Origin of the sequence: Streptomyces sp. NPDC014733 (assembly GCF_043083385.1) — a bacterium.
In the GTDB taxonomy this organism is placed as follows: Bacteria; Actinomycetota; Actinomycetes; order Streptomycetales; family Streptomycetaceae; genus Streptomyces.
In genome coordinates, this window is sequence record NZ_JBIBYO010000003.1 from 694863 (window position 1) to 716902 (window position 22040).

Annotated in this window: 18 protein-coding genes; 15 read left to right on the forward strand and 3 right to left on the reverse strand. The window is 73.9% G+C overall.

Annotation, left to right across the window (positions count from 1 at the left end; genetic code table 11):
- The first annotated feature begins 72 nt into the window (after positions 1-72).
- The 6 genes from ACF1BH_RS11310 to ACF1BH_RS11335 all read left to right on the forward strand — a co-directional run bounded on the left by ACF1BH_RS11310 (position 73) and on the right by ACF1BH_RS11335 (position 7278).
- Positions 73-1746 (forward strand): FAD-dependent oxidoreductase, encoded by a 1674-nt coding sequence (locus tag ACF1BH_RS11310; protein ID WP_391642158.1) that lies wholly within the window; start codon positions 73-75, stop codon positions 1744-1746.
- Positions 1743-3296: an FAD-binding oxidoreductase gene (locus ACF1BH_RS11315; protein ID WP_391642159.1), complete on the forward strand. Its 1554-nt coding sequence runs from the start codon at positions 1743-1745 to the stop codon at positions 3294-3296. The genes ACF1BH_RS11310 and ACF1BH_RS11315 overlap by 4 nt, the downstream gene beginning before the upstream one ends.
- Before the next feature lie 108 nt (positions 3297-3404).
- A complete protein-coding gene (locus tag ACF1BH_RS11320; RefSeq protein ID WP_391642160.1) occupies positions 3405-4058 on the forward strand; it encodes a glycerol-3-phosphate responsive antiterminator in 654 nt (217 codons plus the stop codon).
- A 3-nt stretch (positions 4059-4061) separates the two neighbouring features.
- Positions 4062-4364: a putative quinol monooxygenase gene (locus ACF1BH_RS11325; RefSeq protein WP_391642161.1), complete on the forward strand. Its 303-nt coding sequence runs from the start codon at positions 4062-4064 to the stop codon at positions 4362-4364.
- Entirely contained in the window at positions 4361-5500 is a 1140-nt protein-coding gene (locus tag ACF1BH_RS11330) for a zinc-binding dehydrogenase (protein WP_391642162.1), read from the forward strand. Before ACF1BH_RS11325 ends, ACF1BH_RS11330 begins: the two co-directional genes overlap by 4 nt.
- A gap of 578 nt (positions 5501-6078) precedes the next feature.
- A complete protein-coding gene (locus tag ACF1BH_RS11335; RefSeq protein ID WP_391642163.1) occupies positions 6079-7278 on the forward strand; it encodes an acyl-CoA dehydrogenase family protein in 1200 nt (399 codons plus the stop codon).
- Positions 7279-7326: 48 nt separating this feature from the next.
- On the opposite strand, the gene ACF1BH_RS11340 is transcribed toward ACF1BH_RS11335, so the two are convergent.
- Complete coding sequence (locus tag ACF1BH_RS11340) at positions 7327-9063, reverse strand: ATP-binding protein (RefSeq protein WP_391642164.1); 1737 nt, start codon at positions 9061-9063, stop codon at positions 7327-7329.
- Between the two features lie 124 nt (positions 9064-9187).
- On the reverse strand, positions 9188-9970 hold the full coding sequence (locus ACF1BH_RS11345) for a response regulator transcription factor (RefSeq protein WP_391642165.1): 783 nt from the start codon (positions 9968-9970) through the stop codon (positions 9188-9190).
- A gap of 111 nt (positions 9971-10081) precedes the next feature.
- Here ACF1BH_RS11345 and ACF1BH_RS11350 point away from each other — a divergent pair, with 111 nt between their 5' ends.
- The 6 genes from ACF1BH_RS11350 to ACF1BH_RS11375 all read left to right on the forward strand — a co-directional run bounded on the left by ACF1BH_RS11350 (position 10082) and on the right by ACF1BH_RS11375 (position 15829).
- Positions 10082-10711 (forward strand): hypothetical protein, encoded by a 630-nt coding sequence (locus tag ACF1BH_RS11350; protein WP_391642166.1) that lies wholly within the window; start codon positions 10082-10084, stop codon positions 10709-10711.
- Positions 10698-11828: a hypothetical protein gene (locus ACF1BH_RS11355; RefSeq protein WP_391642167.1), complete on the forward strand. Its 1131-nt coding sequence runs from the start codon at positions 10698-10700 to the stop codon at positions 11826-11828. The genes ACF1BH_RS11350 and ACF1BH_RS11355 overlap by 14 nt, the downstream gene beginning before the upstream one ends.
- Positions 11825-12586: an ABC transporter ATP-binding protein gene (locus ACF1BH_RS11360; RefSeq protein WP_391642168.1), complete on the forward strand. Its 762-nt coding sequence runs from the start codon at positions 11825-11827 to the stop codon at positions 12584-12586. Before ACF1BH_RS11355 ends, ACF1BH_RS11360 begins: the two co-directional genes overlap by 4 nt.
- Positions 12583-13827: an ABC transporter permease gene (locus ACF1BH_RS11365; protein WP_391642169.1), complete on the forward strand. Its 1245-nt coding sequence runs from the start codon at positions 12583-12585 to the stop codon at positions 13825-13827. The genes ACF1BH_RS11360 and ACF1BH_RS11365 overlap by 4 nt, the downstream gene beginning before the upstream one ends.
- Before the next feature lie 139 nt (positions 13828-13966).
- Complete coding sequence (locus tag ACF1BH_RS11370) at positions 13967-14800, forward strand: methyltransferase domain-containing protein (protein WP_391642170.1); 834 nt, start codon at positions 13967-13969, stop codon at positions 14798-14800.
- Between the two features lie 171 nt (positions 14801-14971).
- Positions 14972-15829 carry a class I SAM-dependent methyltransferase gene (locus tag ACF1BH_RS11375; protein WP_391642171.1) on the forward strand — a complete coding sequence of 286 codons (858 nt, stop codon included), beginning with the start codon at positions 14972-14974 and terminating at the stop codon, positions 15827-15829.
- An 88-nt stretch (positions 15830-15917) separates the two neighbouring features.
- On the opposite strand, the gene ACF1BH_RS11380 is transcribed toward ACF1BH_RS11375, so the two are convergent.
- Positions 15918-17213 (reverse strand): glycoside hydrolase family 27 protein, encoded by a 1296-nt coding sequence (locus ACF1BH_RS11380; RefSeq protein WP_391642172.1) that lies wholly within the window; start codon positions 17211-17213, stop codon positions 15918-15920.
- Between the two features lie 260 nt (positions 17214-17473).
- Between ACF1BH_RS11380 and ACF1BH_RS11385 the strand changes: the two genes are divergently transcribed.
- The 3 genes from ACF1BH_RS11385 (at position 17474) to ACF1BH_RS11395 (ending at position 21949) form a co-directional block, all read left to right on the forward strand.
- Positions 17474-18973, forward strand: a complete 1500-nt coding sequence (locus ACF1BH_RS11385; protein ID WP_391642173.1) for a DUF4157 domain-containing protein — start codon at positions 17474-17476, stop codon at positions 18971-18973.
- Between the two features lie 131 nt (positions 18974-19104).
- A complete protein-coding gene (locus ACF1BH_RS11390; protein ID WP_391642174.1) occupies positions 19105-20208 on the forward strand; it encodes an NAD(P)H-dependent flavin oxidoreductase in 1104 nt (367 codons plus the stop codon).
- A 190-nt stretch (positions 20209-20398) separates the two neighbouring features.
- Positions 20399-21949 carry an acyl-CoA synthetase gene (locus ACF1BH_RS11395; RefSeq protein WP_391642175.1) on the forward strand — a complete coding sequence of 517 codons (1551 nt, stop codon included), beginning with the start codon at positions 20399-20401 and terminating at the stop codon, positions 21947-21949.
- The last annotated feature ends 91 nt before the right edge of the window (positions 21950-22040 follow it).

Genomic DNA, 22040 nt, shown 5'->3' on the forward strand with positions numbered 1-22040 from the left:
CGGCCCGCGCGCCGTCATCCGGACGGCCCGGCCGACCCCCGGGCCGTCGCCGAAACACCAGGAGTTGATGTTGTGATCACCATGCCCGCCCGGAAGCCGCGGCGCAGCGCCGCGGCGACCCGCCGATCGGCCCTGCTGCTCGACCGCGCGGCGATCAAGCGCGACCTCGCCGACGAGACCTACGACGTCCTCGTCATCGGCGGCGGCGTCACCGGTGCGTACGCCGTGCTCGACGCGGCCTCGCGCGGGCTGCGCGCCGCGCTGATCGAGAAGGACGACTTCGCCTCCGGCACCTCCTCGAAGTCCTCGAAGATGATCCACGGCGGCCTGCGCTACATCGAACAGGGCAACGTCAACCTCGTCCGCCATTCCCTCCTGGAGCGCCACCGCTTCCGCAAGAACGCCCCGCACCTGGTGCACCGGCTGCCGTTCCTCTTCCCCGTCCTGGAGAAGGAGGGGGTCTTCGACGCCCGCCTCGCCAAGGGCTTCGAGGGCCTGCTGTGGACGTACGACCTGGTCGGCGGCTGGCGCATCGGCAAACTCCACCAGCGGCTCACCGTCCCCGAGGTCCTGGCGCAGGCGCCGACGCTGCGCGCGGAGAACCTCAAGGGCGGGCTGATGTACTTCGACGCCCGCACCGACGACGCCCGCCTCGTCCTCACCCTCGTCCGGACCGCCGCCGCACTCGGCGCGAAGGTCCTCAACGGCGCCGCGGCCACCGCGCTGCTGATGCAGGGCGGCAAGGCGTCCGGCGCCCGGGTCTCCGCCGACGGCGACGGATTCGACATCCGCGCCCGCGCCGTCGTCAACGCCACCGGCGTCTGGGCCGACCAGGTCGACGCGATGGCCGACGAGGGCCACCGCCCGCAGGTCCGCCCCGCCAAGGGCGTGCACATCGTGGTGCCGTGGGACAAGGTCCGCATCAACTGCACCGTCACCGTGCCGATCCCCGGCCGTGCCCGCCGCGCCACCTGCACCCGCTGGGGCAACAGCGTCGTCCTCGGCACCACCGACGAGGACTACCAGGGCTCGCCGGACGATGTGCACTGCACCCGGCAGGAGATGGAGTTCCTGCTGGAGGGCGCCAACACCGCCTTCGAGGGCAAGCTCACCCCCGACGACGTCACCGGCTCCATCGGCGGTCTGCGCCCGCTGGTCGGAGGCAAGGAGGGGGCCACGCTCGACATGCGCCGCGACCACCACATCACCGTCGGCACCGGCGGGATGGTCACCGTCACCGGCGGCAAGCTCACCACCAGCCGCCACATGGGCGAGCTGGTCATCGACAAGGTGATGACCGTCCTCGGCCGCAAGGCCCCCAGCCGCACCGTCAAGCTCCCGCTGCTCGGCGGCGCGGGCTACGACGCCGAGGCGGTCGCCGCATCCGGCGGCCTCGCCGCCCACCTCGGCGAGCGCTACGGCACCGAGGCCCGCTTCGTCGGCGACCTGATCCAGGACGATCCCTCGCTCGCCGAACCCGTCGTCGCCGGCCTGCCGTACACCAAGGCCGAGGTCGTCTACGCCGCCCGCGCCGAACTGGCCCGCTCCGTCGACGACGTCCTCTCCCGCCGCACCCGCGCCCGGCTCTTCGCCCGCGACGCCTCCGCCGCCGCGGCGCCCGCCGTCGGCGCCCTGCTCGGGCAGGAACTGGGCCTCACCCAGGACGAGGTGGACCGTTCGGTCGCCGCGTACCTCGACTCCGTCCGCCACGAAAAGACCGTCCTCCTCGAAGGAGCAGCAGCATGATCAGCCGTCAGACCATCACCCACCCCTTCAACCGCGGCAACTACACGGTCGGCGCCCCCAGCTTCGCCAAATGGGCCAAGGACCGGCCGGTCGGCGACGGCCCGGCCGCACTCCAGGGCGACCCGGTCGAGGTCCCCGAGGCCGTCGTCGAGGAGCTGCGCGGCGCCGCCCGCGCCGTGCACACCGCCCGCGACGAGGTCGTCACCCGCACCCGCGACTGGTGGGCCGGTTCGATGATCGGCGAGACCGAGGGCCGCCCGGCCACCCCCGACGCCGTGATCGTCGAGGCCGCCGACGCCGACCAGATCGCCGCCGTGCTGCGCATCTGCCACGAGGCCGGCATCCCCGTCACCCCGTCCGCCGGACGCTCCAACGTCACCGGCGCGGCGCTGCCCGTCTTCGGCGGCGTCGTCCTGGACGTCTGCGGTCTCGACGCCATCACCGGGTTCGACGCCGAGTCGAACGTCGTCGACGTCCAGGCGGGCATGTTCGGCGACCTCTTCGAGAAGCAGCTCCAGGAGGAGTACGGCGTCACCACCGGCCACTGGCCGTCCGCGTTCGCCGTCTCCACCGTCGGCGGCTGGATCGCCTGCCGCGGCGCCGGCCAGCTCTCCACCCGCTACGGCAAGATCGAGGACATGGTCGTCGGCCTCGACGTGATCCACGCCGACGGCACCCGCGCCACCTACGGCGACTACGCCCGCGCCGCCGTCGGCCCGGACCTGCGCCAGCTCTTCATCGGCTCCGAGGGCACCCTCGGCGTCATCGTCGGCGCCCGGCTCCGCGTCCACCCGCTGCCCACCTACGCCAAGGCCGTCGCCTACGGCTTCGCCACCTTCGCGGAGGGCCTCGACGCCTGCCGCAAGATCATGCAGCGCGGCGCCACCCCCGCCGTCCTGCGGCTCTACGACACCCTGGAGTCGGGCACCCACTTCGGCCACCCCGAGACCAACCTCCTGCTCATCGCCGACGAGGGCGACCCCACGATCGTCGACGCCTCGATCGCCGTGGCCGCCGAGGTCTGCGCCGCGTACGGTCCCGAGCTGGACAGCGACGCGGTCTTCGCGCGCTGGCTGGACGAGCGGATGCTGGTCGGCAAGTCCGCGGACGGCTTCACCCCCGGCCCCGGCTTCGTCGCCGACACCCTGGAGATGGCCGCCTCCTGGACCGATCTGCCGGTCATCTACGACGAGGTGGTCGCCGCCATCCAGTCCGTCGAGGGCACCCTCGCCGCCTCCGCCCACCAGTCCCACGCCTACACCGACGGCGCCTGCGTCTACTTCTCGCTCCGCGGCGACGTGGCGCCCGAGAAGCGGCGCGACTGGTACCGCGCGGTGTGGGACGCCGCCAACGCCGTCCTCATCAAGCACCGCGCGGCGCTCAGCCACCACCACGGCTGCGGGCTGCTGCGCGGCCCCTACCTGGAGGAATCGCTCGGCGCCGGGTTCGCCACCTTCGTCGCCGTGAAGAACGCCCTGGACCCGGACGGCATCCTCAACCCTGGCAAACTGGGCCTGCCCAGCCGCTTCGGGACGTCCCCGCTGAGCTGACCCGGATCGCCGCGGCGGCCCGGTTCCCACCGGGCCGCCCGACGGCCCTGGCCCTTCTCCCCTGGCCCTTTCCCGACGGGGAAGGCCCCTTCACCGGAAGGCTCCGCCATGGCCCCCTCTCCCCGGTCCGGCGCCCCGCTCGACCCCCGGCTCACCTCGGCCCTCGCCGAGGTCCCGGTCGTCGCGTCGGTCGTCGGCAGCCAGCCGCTGCGCCAGTTCCTGACCGCACCGGCCAAGATGTGCATCCTCGCGTCGTTCGCCGTGGGGCAGCTGCCCCAGGTCGTCCCGGCGCTGGGCCGGGCGGGAAAGGCCGTGTTCGTCAACGTCGACTCCAGCCCCGGTCTGGCCCAGGACCGGGGCGCGCTCGAATTCCTCAAGGACCTCGGCGCGCACGGCGTGGTGAGCACCCGCCTCTCCCTCATAGAGAAGGGCCGGCCGCTCGGTCTGCTGACCGTCATGAAGGTCTTCGTCACCGACCGTTCCAACCTGCGCCGCTCCCTGGACGCCGTCTCCCGCGGCGCCCCCGACCTCGTCGAGGTCATGCCCGCCCCGATCATCGGCCGGATGAACGCACAGTCCCGCCGCGCCATGTCCCCGTCGATCGCCGCGGGCTTCGTGGAGTCCCCGGCGGACGTCGCGCTGGCGCTGGCCCAGGGCGCGGCCGCCGCCGCCACCTCCGACCCCCGCCTCTGGCACCTGCGCCGCGACCAGCTCCCGCCGGTCCCGCCGTCCGCCCTCAAGAGGCCCGCACCCCAGGAGTAACCCATGACCTACGTGGTCATCGCCCGCTACCGCACCCTGCCCGACGCCCAGGACACCGTCCTGCCGCTCCTCGACGCCATGGCCACCGCCTCCCGCGCCGAGGAGGGCTGCCTCGGCTACCGCGTCCACCAGGGCACCGAGGACCCCCGCGACCTCGCGCTCTACGAGGAGTACCGCACCGAGGCCGACTTCGCCGCCCACTGCGCCTCCGCCCACTTCCAGGACCTCGTCCTCGGCAAGGTCGTCCCGCTGCTGGAGAGCCGCGAGGTGCTGCGCTGCGCACCGCGGGCGGAGGTGGCCGCGTGAAGACCCGCGCCGCCGTCCTGCGGGCCGTCTCCACCGACCGCCCGTACGCCACCACCGCCCCGGTCGCCGTCGAGGAACTGGAGCTGGAGGCGCCCCGCGAGGGGGAGGTCCTGGTCAAGATCGCCGCGGCCTCGCTCTGCCACTCCGACCTCTCCGTCGTCAACGGCGACCGGGTCCGCCCGCTGCCCATGGCCCTCGGCCACGAGGCGGTCGGCGTCGTCGTCGAGGCGGGCCCCGGTGTCCGCCGGGTCACCCCGGGCGACCATGTCGCGCTGGTCTTCGTGCCGAGCTGCGGCTCCTGCGCCGACTGCGCCCAGGGCCGCCCCGCGCTCTGCGCCGCCGCCGCGGCGGCCAACGGCTCCGGCGGACTGCTGCACGGCCCGTCCCTGCTGACCGACGCGGCAGGCGGACGCGTCCACCACCAGCTGGGCGTCTCCGCCTTCGCCGAACACGCCGTCGTCGCCCAGGAATCCCTCGTCCGCATAGCGCACGACGTCCCGTTCGCCGTCGCCTCGATGTTCGGCTGCGCGGTCCTCACCGGCGCCGGCGCGGTCATCAACACTGCGGCGCTGCGCCCGGGCCAGTCCGCCGTCGTCTACGGGCTCGGCGGCGTCGGCCTCTCCGCGGTGCTCGGCGCCCGCGCCGCCGGGGCGTACCCGATCGTCGCCGTCGACCCGGTCGCCGAGAAGCGCGAACTGGCGCTGCGCCTGGGCGCCTCGCACGCCTACGCCCCCGACGAGGCCCCGGCCGCGATCCGCGAGCTGACCTCGGGCGGCGCGGAGGTCGCCGTCGAGGCGGTCGGGTCGCCCGCGGTGATGGCCGCCTGCCTGGACGTGGTCGGCCGCGGCGGCAAGGTCGTCTCGGTGGGGCTGCCCGCCCCCGGCCGTACGCTGGAGGTACCGGCCCTGGCCTTCGCCGGTGAGGGCAAGTCGCTGCTCGGCTCGTACATGGGTGACGCGGTCCCCAGCCGCGACATCCCGCGCTTTCTCGACCTGTGGCGCGCCGGTCTGATGCCGGTCGAGCTGATGCACACCGGCACCCTGCCGCTGACCGGCATCAACGACGCCCTGGAGGAGCTGGCCTCCGGCCGCGCCATCCGCCAGGTCCTGGACACCAACGGTCTGCTGGACGGCTGACCGTCCCCGTACGCGCGCCCGGCACGGTATCCCCCGAACCTGCCGGGCGCGCTCCCGCTCCGCCCGGTCGCGGCGCTCCCCGAGGCGGCGCACGGTGAGAGGGAGGGGCCGCGCGCGGCGGGCCGGGCCGTGCGCCGCCGTGGACCATGCGCCGAGCCGCGAGGAGGAGTCGCCATGACCGTCCCGCAGCCGCCCGGACCGCCCGGGCCGACCCACCCCGACCCCGTGCCGCCCGTCCCCGGCCCGGGTCCCGGTCCGCCGGGCCCGACACCCGGCCCCGGGCCGGGACCGGTACCCGCTCCGGGACCGGATCCCGTCCCCGGCCCCGTACCGTCCCCCGAGCCCGACCCCGTCCCGCCGCACCCCGCCCCGCCGGCCCCGGGGCCCGCACCGGGCCCGGCCCCCGACCCGGTACCGGCGCCGCACACGCCCTGAGCCGGGTGTGCGCTCCCTTCCGTATTTCTGGAACGCGTTCTACTGTGCCGCCGACGGCCGGCAACCGACGGAGCGTCAGAAACCGTCGGCCCGGCTGCCGTCGGCGACCAGGAACGTACGGACACGGGACGAAGGGGAGAGCCGTGCACCTCGCATACACCCCCGCACAGCAGCGGTTGCGCGCCGAACTGCGCGGCTACTTCGCCGCGCTGATGCCGGAGAACACCTACGCCCAGGACGCCGACCCCGCCGCCCGCAAACGCTTCTACCGCGACACCGTGCGGCGCCTGGGCGCGGACGGCTGGCTCGGCGTCGGCTGGCCCGAGGAGTACGGCGGCCGGGGCATGACGCCGATGGAACAGTTCCTCTTCTTCGACGAGGCGGCCCAGGCGGGCGTCCCGCTGCCGCTGATGGCGCTCAACACCGTCGGCCCCACCCTCATGCGCTACGGCACCGACGAGCAGAAGGCGTACTTCCTGCCCCGCATCCTCTCCGGTGAGATCGACTTCGCCATCGGCTACAGCGAACCGGACGCCGGCACCGACCTCGCCGCGCTCCGCACCCGCGCCGTCCGCGTCGGCGACGAGGACACCGGCCACTACGTCGTGGACGGCCAGAAGGTCTGGACCACCAACGGCGACACCGCCGACTGGGTCTGGCTCGCCGTCCGCACCCGCGACACCGCCGACGGCACCCCGCCCCACAAGGGCATCACCCTGCTCCTCGTCCCCACCGACGACCCCGGCTACTCCTGCACCCTCATCAACACCCTCGCCTCGCACGACACCACCGCCAGCCACTACGACCACATCACCGTGCCCGCCACCCGCCGCGTCGGCCGGGAGAACGAGGGCTGGCGGATCATCACCAACCAGCTCAACCACGAACGCGTCACCCTCGCCGCCCACGGCACCATGGCCATCCGCGCCCTCCACGACGTCCAGCGCTGGGCCACCGCCACCCGCCTCACCGACGGCCGCCGCGTCATCGACCTCGGCTGGGTCCGCACCCGCCTGGCCCGCACCCACGCCGCCCTCGACGCGATGAAGCTCCTCAACTGGCAGATGGTCGACGCCCTGGAACGCGCCACCCTCACCCCGCAGGACGCCTCCGCCGTCAAGGTCCACGGCTCCGAGGCCCGCCGTGACGCCTACGCCTGGCTGATGGAGATCGTCGCCGCCGCGGGCCCCCTCAAGGAGGGCTCCACCGGCGCCGCCCTCCACGGCGACCTGGAACGCGGCTACCGCTCCGCGGTCATCTTCACCTTCGGCGGCGGCAACAACGAGATCCAGCGCGAGATCATCTCCTGGATCGGACTGGGGATGCCGCGGGTGCGGCGGTGAGGTGGCGCGGCCACCGGGGCGACGGGGAGGTCCCGTCGCCCCACCCGCTCACCTCGCCGCCTCCCGGGGAAGCGGAAGGGTGATCCGGAAGGCGGCGCCCGCGCCCGGCGTGCTGTGCGCCGTGACGGTGCCGCCGTGGGCCTCCGCCAGCTTGCGCACGATCGACAGGCCCAGACCGCTGCCGCCGGTCTGCCTGCTACGGGACTTCTCGGCGCGCCAGAATCGGTCGAAGACGTGCGGGAGTTCGTCCGGCGCGATGCCCGTTCCGGTGTCCGCCACCTCGATCCGTACGGAACCCTTGACCGGCTGCGCGCGCAGGGTCACCGTGCCGCCGCGCGGGGTGTGCCGGATCGCGTTGGAGACGAGGTTGCCGGTCATCTGCCGCAGCCGGACCGGGTCCGCGTCCACCGCCATCGCCTCGTCGGCGGTGACGGTGAGCGTCACACCGCTCGCCTCCGCGTCGGCGCGGTGGGCGTTCGCGGTCTGCGCCAGCACGTCCGCGACCTGCACCGGCACCGTCGACAGCCGCAGCTCGCCCGCGTCGGCCGCCGACAGATCGCGCAGGTCGTCGATGATGTGCTGCAACAGCAGCGCCTCCTCCAGCACGGAGGCCAGCAGCTCCCCGTCGTTGTCGACGACGCCGTCCTCCGCCGCCTCCAGCCAGCCCCGGATGTTGCTCAGCGGCGTCCGCAGCTCGTGTGCCACATCGCTGACCATCGCCTTGCGGAGCCGCTCCAGCTCCGCGCGCCGCTCGGCCATCGTGTTGAAGGCGACCGACAGCCGGCCGATCTCGTCGCCGCCGACCACCCGCACCTGGGCCGACTCGTCGCCGTCCGTCAGCCGCTGCACCGCGGTGGTCAGCGCGCGCAGCGGACGCACCAGCCGGATGCCCGCCAGGACGGTGACGGCGACGGTCACCAGCAGCACCAGCGCCGCGCTCCCGGCGATCCGCGCCTTGTTGGCCGGGGACAGGGAGAAGAAGGTGGTCGCGGTGCGGCCCGGGGTGGCGACGTACAGCTGCGCGGCGGGCGCCACGTACGGAGCGAGTTGTTCCGCGCGGCTGGTCGCGAGGCAGGAGGAGACCAGCGGGCCGCCGGACCAGCGGCCGGTGGCCGCCGGCCGTCCTTCGCCGTCGAGCGAGAGGGTCGTGGCGGGTGCGCCGCGGTGGGCGAGGCAGGCGTTGACGAGGGTGTTGAGCGCGGTGAGCGCCGTCCGCTCGGTGGGGGTCGGCTCGCTGCCGAGGGCCAGGGTGCTGCAGCCGGGTGTGGTGCTCGTGGTCGCCGGCACCAGACGGGGGCGTCCGCTCGGCGACCGCTCGATATGGACGTCGGTGCCGGTCGTCTCGCGCAGACACCGCCGGAGCCGCGCGGCCAGGCTGTCCAGGGCGGCGCTCTCGTCGCGGGGCAGCAGGAACGGGCCCACCGCCCGCGTGTCGATCCGGTCGCCCGCCGAGCGGGGCAGCAGGTCGGGGTCGACGGCGAGCGGGTCGATGACGGCGGTGGGCTTGGCGGGCGGCCGGAACGGCACGCCGGGCTCCGGGGCGGAGTCGGCGACCGGCTGCGGTCGGCCCTGGCTGGTCAGCACGATGCGGTGGCCGGTCCGGCGGGCGAGCGCGGCCACCGTGTCGCCCGCGTCCGACCAGTCCGGGTGCCGGGCCGCGTAGCCGAGCAGCACGTCGTACGCCTTGGCGTCGTCGGCCAGCGCCTGGCCCTGTTCCTGACGGATGGCGACGGCTGTCATCTGGACGACGACGTACGCGGTGGCGGCGACCGAGCAGACGGACACGACCACCGAGACGGCCAGCAGCCGCAGCAGCAGGCTGCGGCGGAGCGCCCGCGGCGCACGGCGCCAACGGGACCGTGTGCGAGGTGGTTTCCCTTGCGTGGCACTGTCCCGGTGCCCGCGTGACTCAGCGCCCACGGGGTGTTTCCCGGCGGCCGTCGGCGGGCTCGTCGCCCTCCCCGTCGGCGGGCGGCTCCTCGTCGACGAGCTTGTATCCGACGCCGTAGACCGTCAGCAGCCGGCGGGCGTGGCGCGGGTCCTCCTCGATCTTCTTGCGGAGGTTCATGACGTGTACGTCCACGGTGCGCGCCGTGATGTAGCGGTCGATGCCGTGCAGCCGCTCCAGGATCTGGGCCCGGGTGAAGACCTGCCCCGGCCGCGAGGCCAGCACTTCCAGCAGCCGGAACTCGCCCGGCGTGCAGTGGATGCGGCGGCCGCGGGCCCACACCTCGTGGCGCCCGGGGTCCACGGTCAGCGGTCCGGTCCGCAGCACGGGGTCCGGCGCGGGCCCGGCCGCCGCCGTACCGCCACCCGTCCGGCCGCCGCGCCGCAGCAGGGACCGGGCGCGGGCCATCAGCTCACGCGGGCTGAAGGGCTTGGACAGATAGTCGTCCGCGCCCAGATCCAGGCCGAGCAGCAGGTCGTCCTCGGTGGAACGGGCGGTCAGCATCATCACCGGCAGGGCGGCGAGGTCCGTCTCCGCGCGCACGATCCGGCACACGTCGAGGCCGTCGATGTACGGCATCATCACGTCGAGGATCAGCAGGTCCGGTGGCCGGCGCCGGAGTTCGGCGAGCGCCGACGGCCCGTCGTGCACCACGATCACGTCGTGGCCCTCGTGTTCCAGATAGCGGCGGACCAGATCCGCCTGTTTCGCGTCGTCCTCGGCGACGACCACATGCGCGCACATGCAGTGAGTCTAGGAACGCCGCGGGCCGCTCCGGGCCGCCGGACCCGGCCCCTACCGGCACACCATGAGTTCCTGACAGCTTCCTGACAAGTCGTCGTGATGCTGGGCGGCATGCAGAAGACACCACCCCTCTCTCCCGCGGTCCGTACCGCCGCGCTCTCCGTCTGCGCGCTCCTCGCCGCGACCGTGCTGACCGCCTGCGGCGGCGCCGAGGCCGCCAAGGACGGCGTCTCGACCCTGGAGACCGGAAGCCCGTCCGCGGCCGGTAAGTCCGGCTCCTCGACGGCGTCGAAGACCGACTCCCGGCGGCCCCAACTGCGCATGGACTCCACGGAGGAGGAGAGGAACAAGCTCGACGACGCCTACAACGCCTGCCTCCAGGCTCACGGTGTCCCCATGAACACCAAGCGGGCCGCGCTGGCGGGTGCCAAGCAGGCGGCACCGTTCTACGGCGAGGAGAAGGAGGCGAAGTACAAGCCGGCCTTCGACGCCTGTCTGGCGAAGAAGCCCCTGCCGCCCCCGGAGCTGGACTCGGCGGTCAACCCGCACTACACGGACCAGTACCGCACCTACGTGAAGTGCCTCAACGGCAAGGGCATGAACGTCCACATGCTCCAGAACGACCACGGCACCGCCGTCGGCTGGACGTACAACGACAGCAAGGGCAGCGCACTCTCCGACGCCGAGCAGACCAAGGTTGACGACGCGTGCACGAAGGAGTCCTTCAGTGTCAAGCACTGAGAGCGCACCGGCACCCGGCCGCAGCCGGGGCAGGCGCGTCGCGGTGGTGGCGGTGGCCCTGGCGGTGCTCGCCGGGGGCGCCGCCGGAGCGGTGGCGCTGTCCGCGCACGGCCGTGACCAGCAGCCCAAGGAGGCCGGCGCCCCCTCGGCGGGAACGACGAAAATCGTGCGGCAGGACCTCGCCGACAGCAAGACACTGGCCGGCACCCTCGGCTTCGGCGGACAGCGGACGGTCAAGGGCACCGGCAAGGGAGCGGTGACCCGGCTGCCGAAGACGGACACCCCGGTGGCCCGCGGCAAGCCGCTGTACTGGGTCGACGACCGGCCCGTGATGGTGTTCTTCGGCGACACCCCCATCTTCCGCACCCTCGCCACCGCGGGGACCGGCGGGCGGGATGTGACCGTACTCGCCGACAACCTCAAGGCGCTCGGCTACGACACCGGCCCCACCCCCCGCGCGAGCGGCAACGCCGACGGCGCGGAACCCGGCACCGAACTCACCCCCGGGCTGCTCGCCGCGCTCAAGCGCTGGCAGCACGACACCGGTCAGCAGGAGACGGGGAAGCTCGCCCCCGAGCAGATCGTCGTGCTGCCCGGACCGTACCGGGTCAGCGGCATCAAGGCGCAGCTCGGGGATCCGGCGGCGGAGGAGGTGCTGACCATCACCTCCGTCCACAAGCTGGTCCAGGTGAAGATGGAGGCGCAGGAGGCCGGTCCGGTCCACAAGGGCGACGCCGTCACCCTCACCCTGCCCGACACGAAGACCGTGCCGGGCAAGGTCACCTCGATCGGGCAGGCCGTGCAGGGCGGGGCCGAGGCGGACAGCTCGGGCTCGCCGTCCGACGCCACCCTCCAGGTCACGGTCGAGCCGGCGGACAGCGCCGCGGTGCAGAACCTCAGCTCGGCGCCCGTGCAGGTCACCTTCACCGCGGAGCGGCGCAAGCAGGTGCTCGCCGTGCCGGTCGGCTCGCTGCTCGCGCTGCGGGAGGGCGGCTACGCGCTCCAGCGCCCCGGCGGCGAGCTCGTCGCCGTCAAGACCGGGCTGTTCGCGAAGGGCATGGTCGAGGTCTCGGGCACCGGTGTCGAGGAGGGCGACACGGTGGTGACCACGTCATGAGCCTGCCGCACACCGCGTCGGCCGCCGCGGACACGGCGGCCGACGCCCCCCTCGTCCTCCGGAGCGGCCGGCCCGTCCTGACCGTCCGGAACGCGACGAAGGCGTACCACGGCGGCGTCAAGGCGCTCGACGACGTCTCGCTCACCATCGGCGAGGGCGAACTGCTCGCCATCGTCGGCCCGTCCGGCTCCGGCAAGTCGACCCTGCTCAACATCATGGGCACCCTCGACCTGCCGACCGGTGGCTCGGTCGAGATCGACGGCCAGGACCCGGCCCAGCTGTCCGACCGCCGCCTGTCGGCGCTGCGCGGCCGCCGGCTCGGCTTCGTCTTCCAGCAGTTCCACCTCACCGAGGGCCTGAGCGCGGCGGAGAACGTCGCCACCGGACTGCTGTACGCGGGCGTGCCGCGCCGGGAGCGCAGACCGCTGGCGGTCGCCGCGCTGGAACGCGTCGGGCTCGGCCACCGCACCGGGCACCTGCCGCACCAGCTCTCGGGCGGCGAACGCCAGCGGGTGGCCATCGCCCGCGCCCTGGTCAACCGGCCCGCGCTGGTCCTCGCCGACGAGCCGACCGGCGCCCTCGACACCGCCAACAGCAAGGCCGTCCTCGACCTGCTCATCCGGCTGAACGAGGAAGGCACCACCATCGCCGTCATCACCCACGAACGGGACCTCGCGGCCCGCCTCCCGCGCCGGGTCGAGATCCGCGACGGCCGCATCGTCGCGGACACCGCAGCACACACCGGGGGCCCGCAGTGAAACGCTCCGACACCGTCCCCGCCCCGACCGCCCCGGACGCCGACCTCACCCGCCCGGTCCGGCTGGCCCCGTCCGACGTACTGCGTCTGGGGCTGCTCGGGATCCGCACCCGCCGGATGCGCGCCGCGCTCTCCGCGCTCGGCATCTCCATCGGCATCGCCACCCTGATCCTGGTGACCAGCATTCCGGCCGCCAGCCAGCTGCACCTCGACCGTCAGCTGTCCGCACTGGGCACGAACACGCTGCGTGCCGAACCCGTGCCCGACCGGAATCCGCCCGTCCTCCTCCCCGAGGAGGCACCGGAGATGGCCCGGCGGATCGGCCCGGTCACCCACGCCAGCGCGGTCGCCAACACCCATGCCCTGGTGCGCCGTTCGGACCGCACCGACCCCAACGACGGACTGGGCCTGACGGTGCTCGCGGCCCGCACCGACCTGCTGTCCGCGGTGAACGGCAAGGTCCGCTCCGGTACGTTCCTGAAGGCCGCGACCGACACCTTCCCGACGGTCGTCCTCGGCTACGAAGCGGCCGCCCGGCTGGGCATCCCCCGCCTGACCCCCGGCCAGGAGCCGCCCCAGGTCCTCATCAACGACACGTACTTCACCGTGGTCGGCGTCCTCGGCCCGATGAAGCTCGCCCCCGATCTGGAACGCTCCGTCCTGGTGGGCTGGGGCGCCGCGAAGAAGGAACTGCACTTCGACGGCCATCCGACGGTCATCTACACCACGGCACGCGAGGACGCCGTCGAGGATGTCGCCGCGGTGCTGGGGGCCACCGTCCACCCGGAGAGCCCCGGCCTGATCCAGGTGAGCCGTCCCTCGGACGCGCTGGCCGCGAAGCGCGCCACCGCGGCGACGTTCTCGGCCCTCTTCCTCGGCCTCGCGGGTGTCGCCCTGCTGGTCGGCGGCGTCGGTGTCGCCAACACGATGTACATCTCCGTACTGGAACGCCGCCGGGAGATCGGCCTCCGCCGGGCCCTGGGCGCCCACCGGGGGCAGATCCGCGGCCAGTTCCTCACCGAGTCGGTCGCCCTCTCCCTCCTGGGCGGCCTCCTGGGCACCGCCGTGGGAGTCCTGGCCTCCCTGGCCTACTCGGCCTACCAGGGCTGGCCCTCCGTCGTCCCCCTCTCCGCGGTCGGCGCGGGCACGGCCGGGGCGGTCGCGATCGGGGTGGTGGCGGGCGTGTATCCGTCCATGCGTGCGGCGGGGGTGGCGCCGACGGAGGCGTTGGGCGGGGGCTGAGGGGGCAGGAAGACCGGGCCGGGCGCCGGAGCGCGGCCGGGCGGCCCCCCGTCACCCGCGCTCCCCGCCCGGCGTTGTCCCGTCGAGCGGTTCCCGTGGACGGAACCGCGTACGGCGTCTTCCAGGAGGTGTGGCACGGATGACGGAGAGTGCTGAGGAGACGGGTTCCGCGATGCGGCCCGTGGTGCGGGAGACCTACGGTCCGGAGGACCTGGGCGGGCAGCCGGTCTTCGGCGGCGGATTCATCAACTTCGGGTACTGGCGCGCCGTCGACCTGGCCCGTCCGCTCGGCGAGGCGGACCGGGTCCGCAGCCAGGAGGACCTGTACCGGCACGTCCTGGACACCGCCGCGCCGCGGCCCGGCGCCCACGTCCTGGAGGTGGGCTGCGGGCTCGGCATGGGGTGTGTGGTGATGCTGCGGGAGTACGGCTGCGCGGCCACCGGGATGGACATCCATCCGCAGCAGTTGAGCCGGGCACGCGCGGCCCACGCGGAGCTGCTGCGGACGGAGCCGGAGCGGCTGCGGTTCGTCCAGGGGGCCGCCGAGCGGATGCCGTGCGAGGACGGTGCGTTCGATGCGGTGGTCAGCGTGGAGGCGGCCCAGCACTTCCCGGATCTCGGCGCCTTCGCCGCACAGACCGCGCGGGTGCTGCGGCCCGGCGGCCGGGCGGCGGTCGCCGGATTCTTCACCGTGGACGACGCGCCGGACCGCCCCCGCCACCTCGCCCGGCTGCTGGAGACCTTCGACAGCGGACTGGACATCGCCCGGCCGGTGCGCGCCCTCACGGACGCGTTCGCGGACGCCGGGCTCACGGACGTCCGCGCCGCGTCGATCGGGCGGTACGTCTGGCCGGGCTGGGATCGCTGGCTCGCCCGCTGGTGGGCCCCGGACACCTGGCCGCGGAACTTCCTGCGCGCCTATCAGGAAGGGATCCTGGACTATTACGTCGTCACGGCGGACCGGGCCCGGTAGGGGCGCGGGGCGGCACGATGCCGCGGGCGGGCGTGCGCCCGTGTTGGACCGGTGCCGATGGCTGCTCCCCGTGGGCGGGCGGCGGCGATAGCCTCGCCCGGGGCGGCCCGGAGCGCCGCCACCGGCAGGCCGCGAGACCGGGCCGGGAGCGGCACACCTGAGGAGCGGACCGTGGCCGACGAACCGAACGAGACACCGGACAGCACCGCCGTACGGGTCGCCCTCTGGCGGGCGCTGCACGTCCGGGCGGATGCGGCGCCCCCGGTCCTGCACGACGAGACCGGACTGGAGCTGGCCGACCCGGCGGACGGGTGGGAGCGGCGCGGGGACATGGACCTGCACGGCACCAGCGGTTTCCGGGCCGCTGTCGTCGCCCGCGCCCGGTTCGTCGAGGATCTCGTCACCGGCGAACTCGCCCGCGGCGTCGGCCAGTACGTCATCCTCGGCGCCGGGCTGGACACCTTCGCCCAGCGGCGCCCGGAGACCGCCGACCGGCTGCGGATCTTCGAGATCGACCAGCCGGGGACCCAGGCGTGGAAGCGCCGCCGCCTCGACGCCCTCGGATACGGCGTGCCGGACCGGCTGCGGCTGGTGCCGGTCGACTTCGAGGCGGGCGACGACTGGTGGGCGCGGCTGGTCGAGGCGGGCTTCGACCCCGCCCGGCCCGCCGTCGTCGCCTGCACCGGCGTCACCATGTACCTCACCGAGGAGGCCGTCACGGCGACCCTGCGCCGCCTCGCCTCTCTCGCCCCGGGCTCGACGCTCGCCATGACGTTCCTGCTGCCCACCGAACTCCTCGACGCCGCCGACCGCCCCGCGCTGGAGGCCACCGCACCGCGGGCCCGGGCCGCCGGGACGCCGTTCCGCAGTTTCTTCCCCCCGCAGCGGATGCTGGCGTCGGCCCGCGCGGCCGGCTTCCGGGACGTCCGCCATGTGGCCGGAACCGAACTCGCCGCCCGCTACTTCGCCGACCGGTCCGACGGCCTCCGCCCGTCCAGCGGCGAGGACTTCCTGGTGGCCACGGTCTGACGGCCGGCGCCCGGGCGCCGGCCGGCCCGGCGGGGCGCAGCGGTACCGGCGGACGGGTCCACGGATCCGCCCGCCGGTGGAGCGCCCGCTACTGCGCGCTCACCCGGTACAGCACCGTCGCGTGCGGCGCCAGCGTGGTGGCGGTGAGGGGGCCGGTGGTGCGGGTGGTGCGGCCGGTGGTCAGATCGCGTACCCGGTAGGAGTGCGCGGCGGGCAGTCCGGCGGCGGTCGCCGTGGTGGACACCGTGCGGGGGGTGTCGCCGGAGTTGAACAACGCCACCGCCCGGTCGCCGCCGCGCAGCGGCTTCGACAGCACCGCCGTGTCCTCGTCGTGCCGCACCAGCTCGCCCTGGACGCCCAGCGGGTCCTGGTCGACGGCGATGATCTCCTTGTTGCCGAGGACCCGCAGCGCGGCGGGGGAGAGGCGGGTCAGATCGGTGCTGGAGATCAGCGGTGCGGCCATCACCGCCCACAGCGCCATCTGGCTGTGGATCTCCGTCTCGGTCAGCCCCGAGTCACCGGCCAGCAGGAAGTCCGGGTCGTTCCACCGGCCCGGCCGCTGCAACGCCGCCAACTGGGCGTTGTAGTCGAAGTTGTAGCGGATCGAGGACCATTTCGCGGCCGGTGTGTGCTTCTCCACCGCGATGTCCCGCCCCTCCCGCCAGAGGTTGCCGACCTCCCCGGACCAGCCGATGACCCGGTGCCAGAGCGCTTCCCCCTCGTACTGGAAGTACGCCGGGGCGGACACCGAGAAGGCGATGGGCCGGCCGGTGGCGCGCAGCGCCCGGCTCATCTGCCGGTAGACGTCGTGGTAGGTCTCCTCCTTGGTACGGCCCGCCGCCGTCGGCACGTTGCAGCCGTCGAACTTCAGGTAGTCCACCTTCCAGCTGGCGAACAGATCGGCGTCCTGCTGGAAGTGGCCGAGGCTACCCGGGTACTTCTCGCAGGTCAGCGTCCCGGCGTCGCCGTAGATGCCGTACTTCAGGCCCATCCGGTGCAGCTCCCGCCCGAGGTATGCCATACCGTGCGGGAACTTCGCCGGGTCGGGCACCAACTCGCCTTTTCTGCCGCGCTCCTTGAGCGTCCAGCAGTCGTCGACGGTGACGGTGTCGTACCCCTTCGCCGCCAGCCCGGTGCGGACCAGCGCCCGGGCGTTGTCGAGGATGACCTTCTCGCTGACGTCGCACATGTAGTACGACCAGTTGTTCCAGCCCATCGGCGGGGTCGGCGTCAGGTCGGGGTACCGCTCCGCGCCGTGCCGGGCGGCGGGCGCCGGATCCGCGGACGCCGGGGCGGTGGCCGCGAGCAGGCCGGTCGTGCAGACCGCGGCGGCGGTCAGTGCGACGACGGCACGGCCGGGACGGGAAACCGGAGGAATACGCACAGGGCACCTCACGAGGGACGAAGCGGGGCGGGGTCGGCCGGAGGCTAGGACCGCGCCGGAGGCCGGTCAAGACACCCCGCCGCGAGCTGACGGGGATTCAGCCGCCGGCGCCCCGCCGCACGGCCCGGGCGGGGCGCTGCCCGTCCGGCCCGCCGAGCGCTGCCTGTCCGGCCGGCGGCGCTGCCCCCAGGGCCATGGCGCCCCGGCGCGCCACCGGATATCCAGGAAGCCCACCCGCCCCGCTCCGTAGTAGGTACTCCATGCGCGCCCGCGACGCGGCCGACCGGCCCGCACCCGTCACCCCTCCCGCCCACGCCGTCCGCCCGCCGGCCTCCCGCCTCCCCGCCGTACCGGAGCGGCCCGCCGACGCCTCACCCCACGCGCTGGCGGCGCTCCAGCGCACCGCCGGGAACGCCGCCGTCGTACAGATGCTCCGCGCGGACGGCCACGCCTGGGCGCAGCAGGAGCACCGCCACGGCCCCGGCTGCGGGCACGCCGCCGTCCAGCGCTCCGCCGTCCACGACGTGTTGCGCACCCCGGGGCGGCCCCTGGACGAGGAGACCCGCAGCGACATGGAGGCGCGGCTCGGCGCCGACTTCTCCGACGTCCGCGTCCACACCGACCCGGCGGCCCGCACCTCCGCAGCCGAGGTCGGCGCCCGCGCCTTCACCTCCGGCAACCACATCGTCATCGGCGACGGCGGCGGCGACCGGCACACCCTCGCCCACGAGCTGACCCACGTCATCCAGCAGCGCCGGGGCCCGGTCGCCGGCACCGACAACGGCCGGGGCCTGAGCGTCAGCGACCCGGGCGACCGCTTCGAACGCGCCGCGGAGGAGAACGCCCACCGTGTGCTGTCGGGGCCGGCGCCCGCCCCGGCGGAGGGGCGGACCGCCGCGTCCGGTCCGGTGCGGCGGGCGGTCGCGGCGGTGCAGCGGAAGACCGCGGCGAACGGCGGCCGGCTGGTCAAGGCCGGCCGCCACGACTTCAGCACCGCCCTGCAGAACGCCATGCCCGTGGGGCCGGGACAGGCCCGCTGCCACACGGTGTCGTACGAGACCATCACCGCCGGGGTGATGGAGGCCGTCAACAAGTGCCTGAACGGCGAGGACGCGGTCGGCTACCTCTACGGCATGGTCGACGCGGTCTACCCCCAGGGCGGCAACCTCCTGCCGCACCAGCGGACCCTGCCGACGGCGACGCAGATGGCGGCGGTCTGCAGGAGCGAGTTCAAGGCGGCGGAGACGGCGCTGGAGGCGCTGAAGAAGCTCTTCCCGAAGAAGGGTTCCGGCTCGGCCGCCCAGGCGGCCCGGGCCGACGAGCTGGCCAACGACCTGATCGAGGCCCTCAACAACTCCCCGGCCAACCTCCGGCTCGGCGACGGGAGCACCAACAGCTCCATCCAGAGCGGACTCGACCTCGCCCCGGCACGGACCGGTGCCGTGAAGACGCTGGGCCCCGACGCGCTCGTCGTCGACCAGTCGCAGCCGATGGACGCGACGGCCCCCAGGACCACGAAGCTCGGGAAGAGCCTCCAGGTGCTGCTGGTCGAACCCGACCACGAACAGCAGGTGTGGACGCTGCTCACCCGGACCACGAGCAAGGCCGGTCAGCTGCATCTGTTCAGCTCCGGCCCGCTGCTCCAGAGTTCCGACCGCAAGGGCATGAAGACGTCCACCATGAACAACAAGAACCCCACCCCGACCGCCATCAGGGTTCCCGGGTCGACCCCCGAGGCGTACTTCGTGTTCACGGTCTGACGCCCGCTCCGCCGTCCGGCGCGCGGCCCCGGCCCCCGCGCGCCGGGGCCGTGGGCCGCAGGGCGCGACCGAACTGACGCTACGTCAGAAAACCCCTTCCCTCCTCCGCCCCCCTGCGGCATCCTGCGCCCATGCAGACCGAGCTGAGCACCACGCTGGGCGTCGAGCACGCCGTCTTCGGGTTCACCCCGTTCCCCGCGGTCGCCGCCGCCATCACCCGCGCCGGCGGCTTCGGCGTCCTCGGCGCGGTCCGCTACACCGCGCCCGACGAACTCGCCCGCGACCTGGACTGGATGACGGCGCACACCGACGGCCTGCCGTACGGGCTCGACGTCGTCATGCCCGCCCGCAAGGTCGAAGGCGTCACCGAGGCCGAGGTCGAGGCGATGATCCCGGACGGCCACCGCGACTACGTCGCGCGGATCCTCGCCGAGCACGACGTCCCGCCGCTGCCCGAGGGGGAGGCGTCCGGCTGGCGGATCACCGGCTGGATGGAAGAGGTCGCCCGCAGCCAGCTGGACGTGGCCTTCGACTACCCGATCAGACTCCTCGCCAACGCCCTCGGCTCCCCGCCGCCCGACGTCATCACCCGCGCCCACGACCGCGGCATCCGCGTCGCCGCGCTGGCCGGGAGCCCCCGCCACGCCCGCCACCACCGCGACGCCGGGATCGACATCGTCGTCGCCCAGGGCTACGAGGCCGGCGGACACACCGGCGAGATCGCCACGATGGTGCTCACCCCCGAGGTCGTCGCCGCCGTCGACCCGCTGCCGGTGCTCGCCGCCGGGGGCATCGGCACCGGCGAACAGATCGCCGCCGGGCTCGCCCTCGGCGCCCAGGGTGTCTGGCTCGGCTCGCTCTGGCTCACCACCGAGGAGGCCGAACTCCACTCCCGGCGGCTGACCGCCAAGCTCCTCGCCGCCGGCCCCGGCGACACCGTCCGCTCCCGCGCCCTGACCGGCAAGCCCGCCCGCCAGCTGCGCACCGCCTGGACCGACGCCTGGGACGCCGCGGACGGGCCGGGCCCCCTCCCGATGCCCCTCCAGGGCCTGCTGGTCGCCGAGGCCACCTCCCGTATCCAGCGCCACGAGGTCGACCCGCTGCTGGGCACGCCCGTCGGCCAGATCGTCGGCCGGATGAACAGCGAACGCAGCGTCCAGGCCGTCTTCGACGACCTCACCCGTGGCTTCGAGAGGGCCGTCGACCGCATCAACCGCATCGCGGGCCGCGCCTGACCGCCGCGCCCGCCCGGGGGTGTCCTTCCGCTCTCCGTGGGGCCGCGGCGCCCGGCACCGCACCCCGCGGAGTTGTCGCCCCACCCACGGACACCCGGTCCGCGGGCGGGCTCCGCCTTGCGACGCACGGCACCGGACGCCACGACCTGATCCACGAAGAGCGAGAAGACACCCCCGAGGAGGCAGCACGATGACGGACCACCCCGCACCGCCCACCGGCTTCTGGGCCCAGGCCACCGCCGACCCGGACCGCACCGTCCTGATCGCCCCCGACGGCGAGGAGTGGACCGCGGGCCGCCTGCACGCCGCGGGCAACCGCCTCGTCCACGGGCTGCGGGCCGCCGGACTCACCCGCGGCGACGCCTTCGCCGCCGTCCTCCCCAACGGCGTCGAGTTCCTGACGGCGTATCTCGCCGCGTCCCAGGCCGGGTTCTACTTCGTCCCCGTCAACCACCACCTGGTCGGGCCCGAGATCGCCTGGATCGTCGCGGACTCCGGCGCCAAGGTGCTGCTCGCCCACGAACGGTTCGCCGACGCGGCCCGGGCCGCCGCCGACGAGGCCCGGCTGCCCGCCGAACGGCGCTACGCGGTCGGCACCGCCGAAGGGTTCCGCCCCTACGCCGACCTCCTCGACGGACAGCCGGACACCCCGCCCGCCGACCGCACCCTGGGCTGGGTCATGAACTACACCTCCGGCACCACCGGCCGCCCCCGGGGCATCCGCCGTCCGCTGCCCGGCACCCCGCCCGAACGGACCCACCTCGGCGGCTTCCTCGGCATCTTCGGCATCCGGCCGTTCGACGGCAACGTCCACCTGGTCTGCTCGCCGCTCTACCACACGGCCGTCCTCCAGTTCGCCGGCGCCTCCCTGCACATCGGCCACCGGCTGGTCCTGATGGACCACTGGGCGCCCGAGGAGATGCTGCGGCTGATCGACACCCACCGGGCCACCCACACCCATATGGTCCCCACCCAGTTCCACCGGCTGCTGGCGCTGCCCGAGGAGGTCCGCGCCCGGTACGACGTGTCGTCGATGCGGCACGCCATCCACGGGGCGGCGCCCTGCCCCGACCACGTCAAACGCGCCATGATCGACTGGTGGGGCGGCTGCGTCGAGGAGTACTACGCGGCGAGCGAGGGCGGCGGCGCGTTCGCCACCGCCGACGACTGGCTGAAGAAGCCCGGCACCGTCGGCAAGGCGTGGCCGATCAGCGAACTCGCCGTCCTCGACGACGACGGCAACCGCCTGCCGCCGGGCGAACTGGGCACCGTCTACCTGAAGATGCGCACCGGCGGTTTCCGCTACCACAAGGACGACGCCAAGACCCGGCAGAACCGCGTCGGCGACTTCTTCACCGTGGGCGACCTGGGCTATCTCGACGAGGACGGCTATCTCTTCCTCCGCGACCGCAAGATCGACATGATCATCTCCGGTGGCGTCAACATCTACCCCGCCGAGATCGAATCCGTCCTTCTCGCCCACCCCGCCGTCGCCGACGCCGCCGCCTTCGGCATCCCGCACGACGACTGGGGCGAGGAGGTCAAGGCCGTCGTCGAACCGGCCGACGGGCAGACGCCCGGGCCCGAACTCGCCGCCTCCGTCCTGGATTTCTGCGCCGGACGGCTGGCCGGATACAAACGCCCCAAGTCCGTCGACTTCGTCCCCACCCTGCCCCGCGACCCCAACGGCAAGCTCTACAAGCGACGGCTGCGCGCACCGTACTGGGAGGACACCCTCTAGGTGTGTTGTCCCGGGACGTTGGTGACACGCGCGTGGGGTGCTTGAACGGGTGAGGGCCTTCTGGCTCGGTGTGGATTGCGACATCTACGCC

What these genes read in the sequence shown, in the direction of transcription:
- ACF1BH_RS11315 (WP_391642159.1), top strand. Translation starts at nt 1,743, where the DNA reads ATGATCAGCCGTCAGACCATCACCCACCCCTTCAACCGCGGCAACTAC.
- ACF1BH_RS11320 (WP_391642160.1), top strand. Translation starts at nt 3,405, where the DNA reads ATGGCCCCCTCTCCCCGGTCCGGCGCCCCGCTCGACCCCCGGCTCACC.
- ACF1BH_RS11325 (WP_391642161.1), top strand. Translation starts at nt 4,062, where the DNA reads ATGACCTACGTGGTCATCGCCCGCTACCGCACCCTGCCCGACGCCCAG.
- ACF1BH_RS11345 (WP_391642165.1), bottom strand. Translation starts at nt 9,970, where the DNA reads ATGTGCGCGCATGTGGTCGTCGCCGAGGACGACGCGAAACAGGCGGAT.
- ACF1BH_RS11350 (WP_391642166.1), top strand. Translation starts at nt 10,082, where the DNA reads ATGCAGAAGACACCACCCCTCTCTCCCGCGGTCCGTACCGCCGCGCTC.
- ACF1BH_RS11360 (WP_391642168.1), top strand. Translation starts at nt 11,825, where the DNA reads ATGAGCCTGCCGCACACCGCGTCGGCCGCCGCGGACACGGCGGCCGAC.
- ACF1BH_RS11370 (WP_391642170.1), top strand. Translation starts at nt 13,967, where the DNA reads ATGACGGAGAGTGCTGAGGAGACGGGTTCCGCGATGCGGCCCGTGGTG.
- ACF1BH_RS11385 (WP_391642173.1), top strand. Translation starts at nt 17,474, where the DNA reads ATGCGCGCCCGCGACGCGGCCGACCGGCCCGCACCCGTCACCCCTCCC.
- ACF1BH_RS11390 (WP_391642174.1), top strand. Translation starts at nt 19,105, where the DNA reads ATGCAGACCGAGCTGAGCACCACGCTGGGCGTCGAGCACGCCGTCTTC.
- ACF1BH_RS11395 (WP_391642175.1), top strand. Translation starts at nt 20,399, where the DNA reads ATGACGGACCACCCCGCACCGCCCACCGGCTTCTGGGCCCAGGCCACC.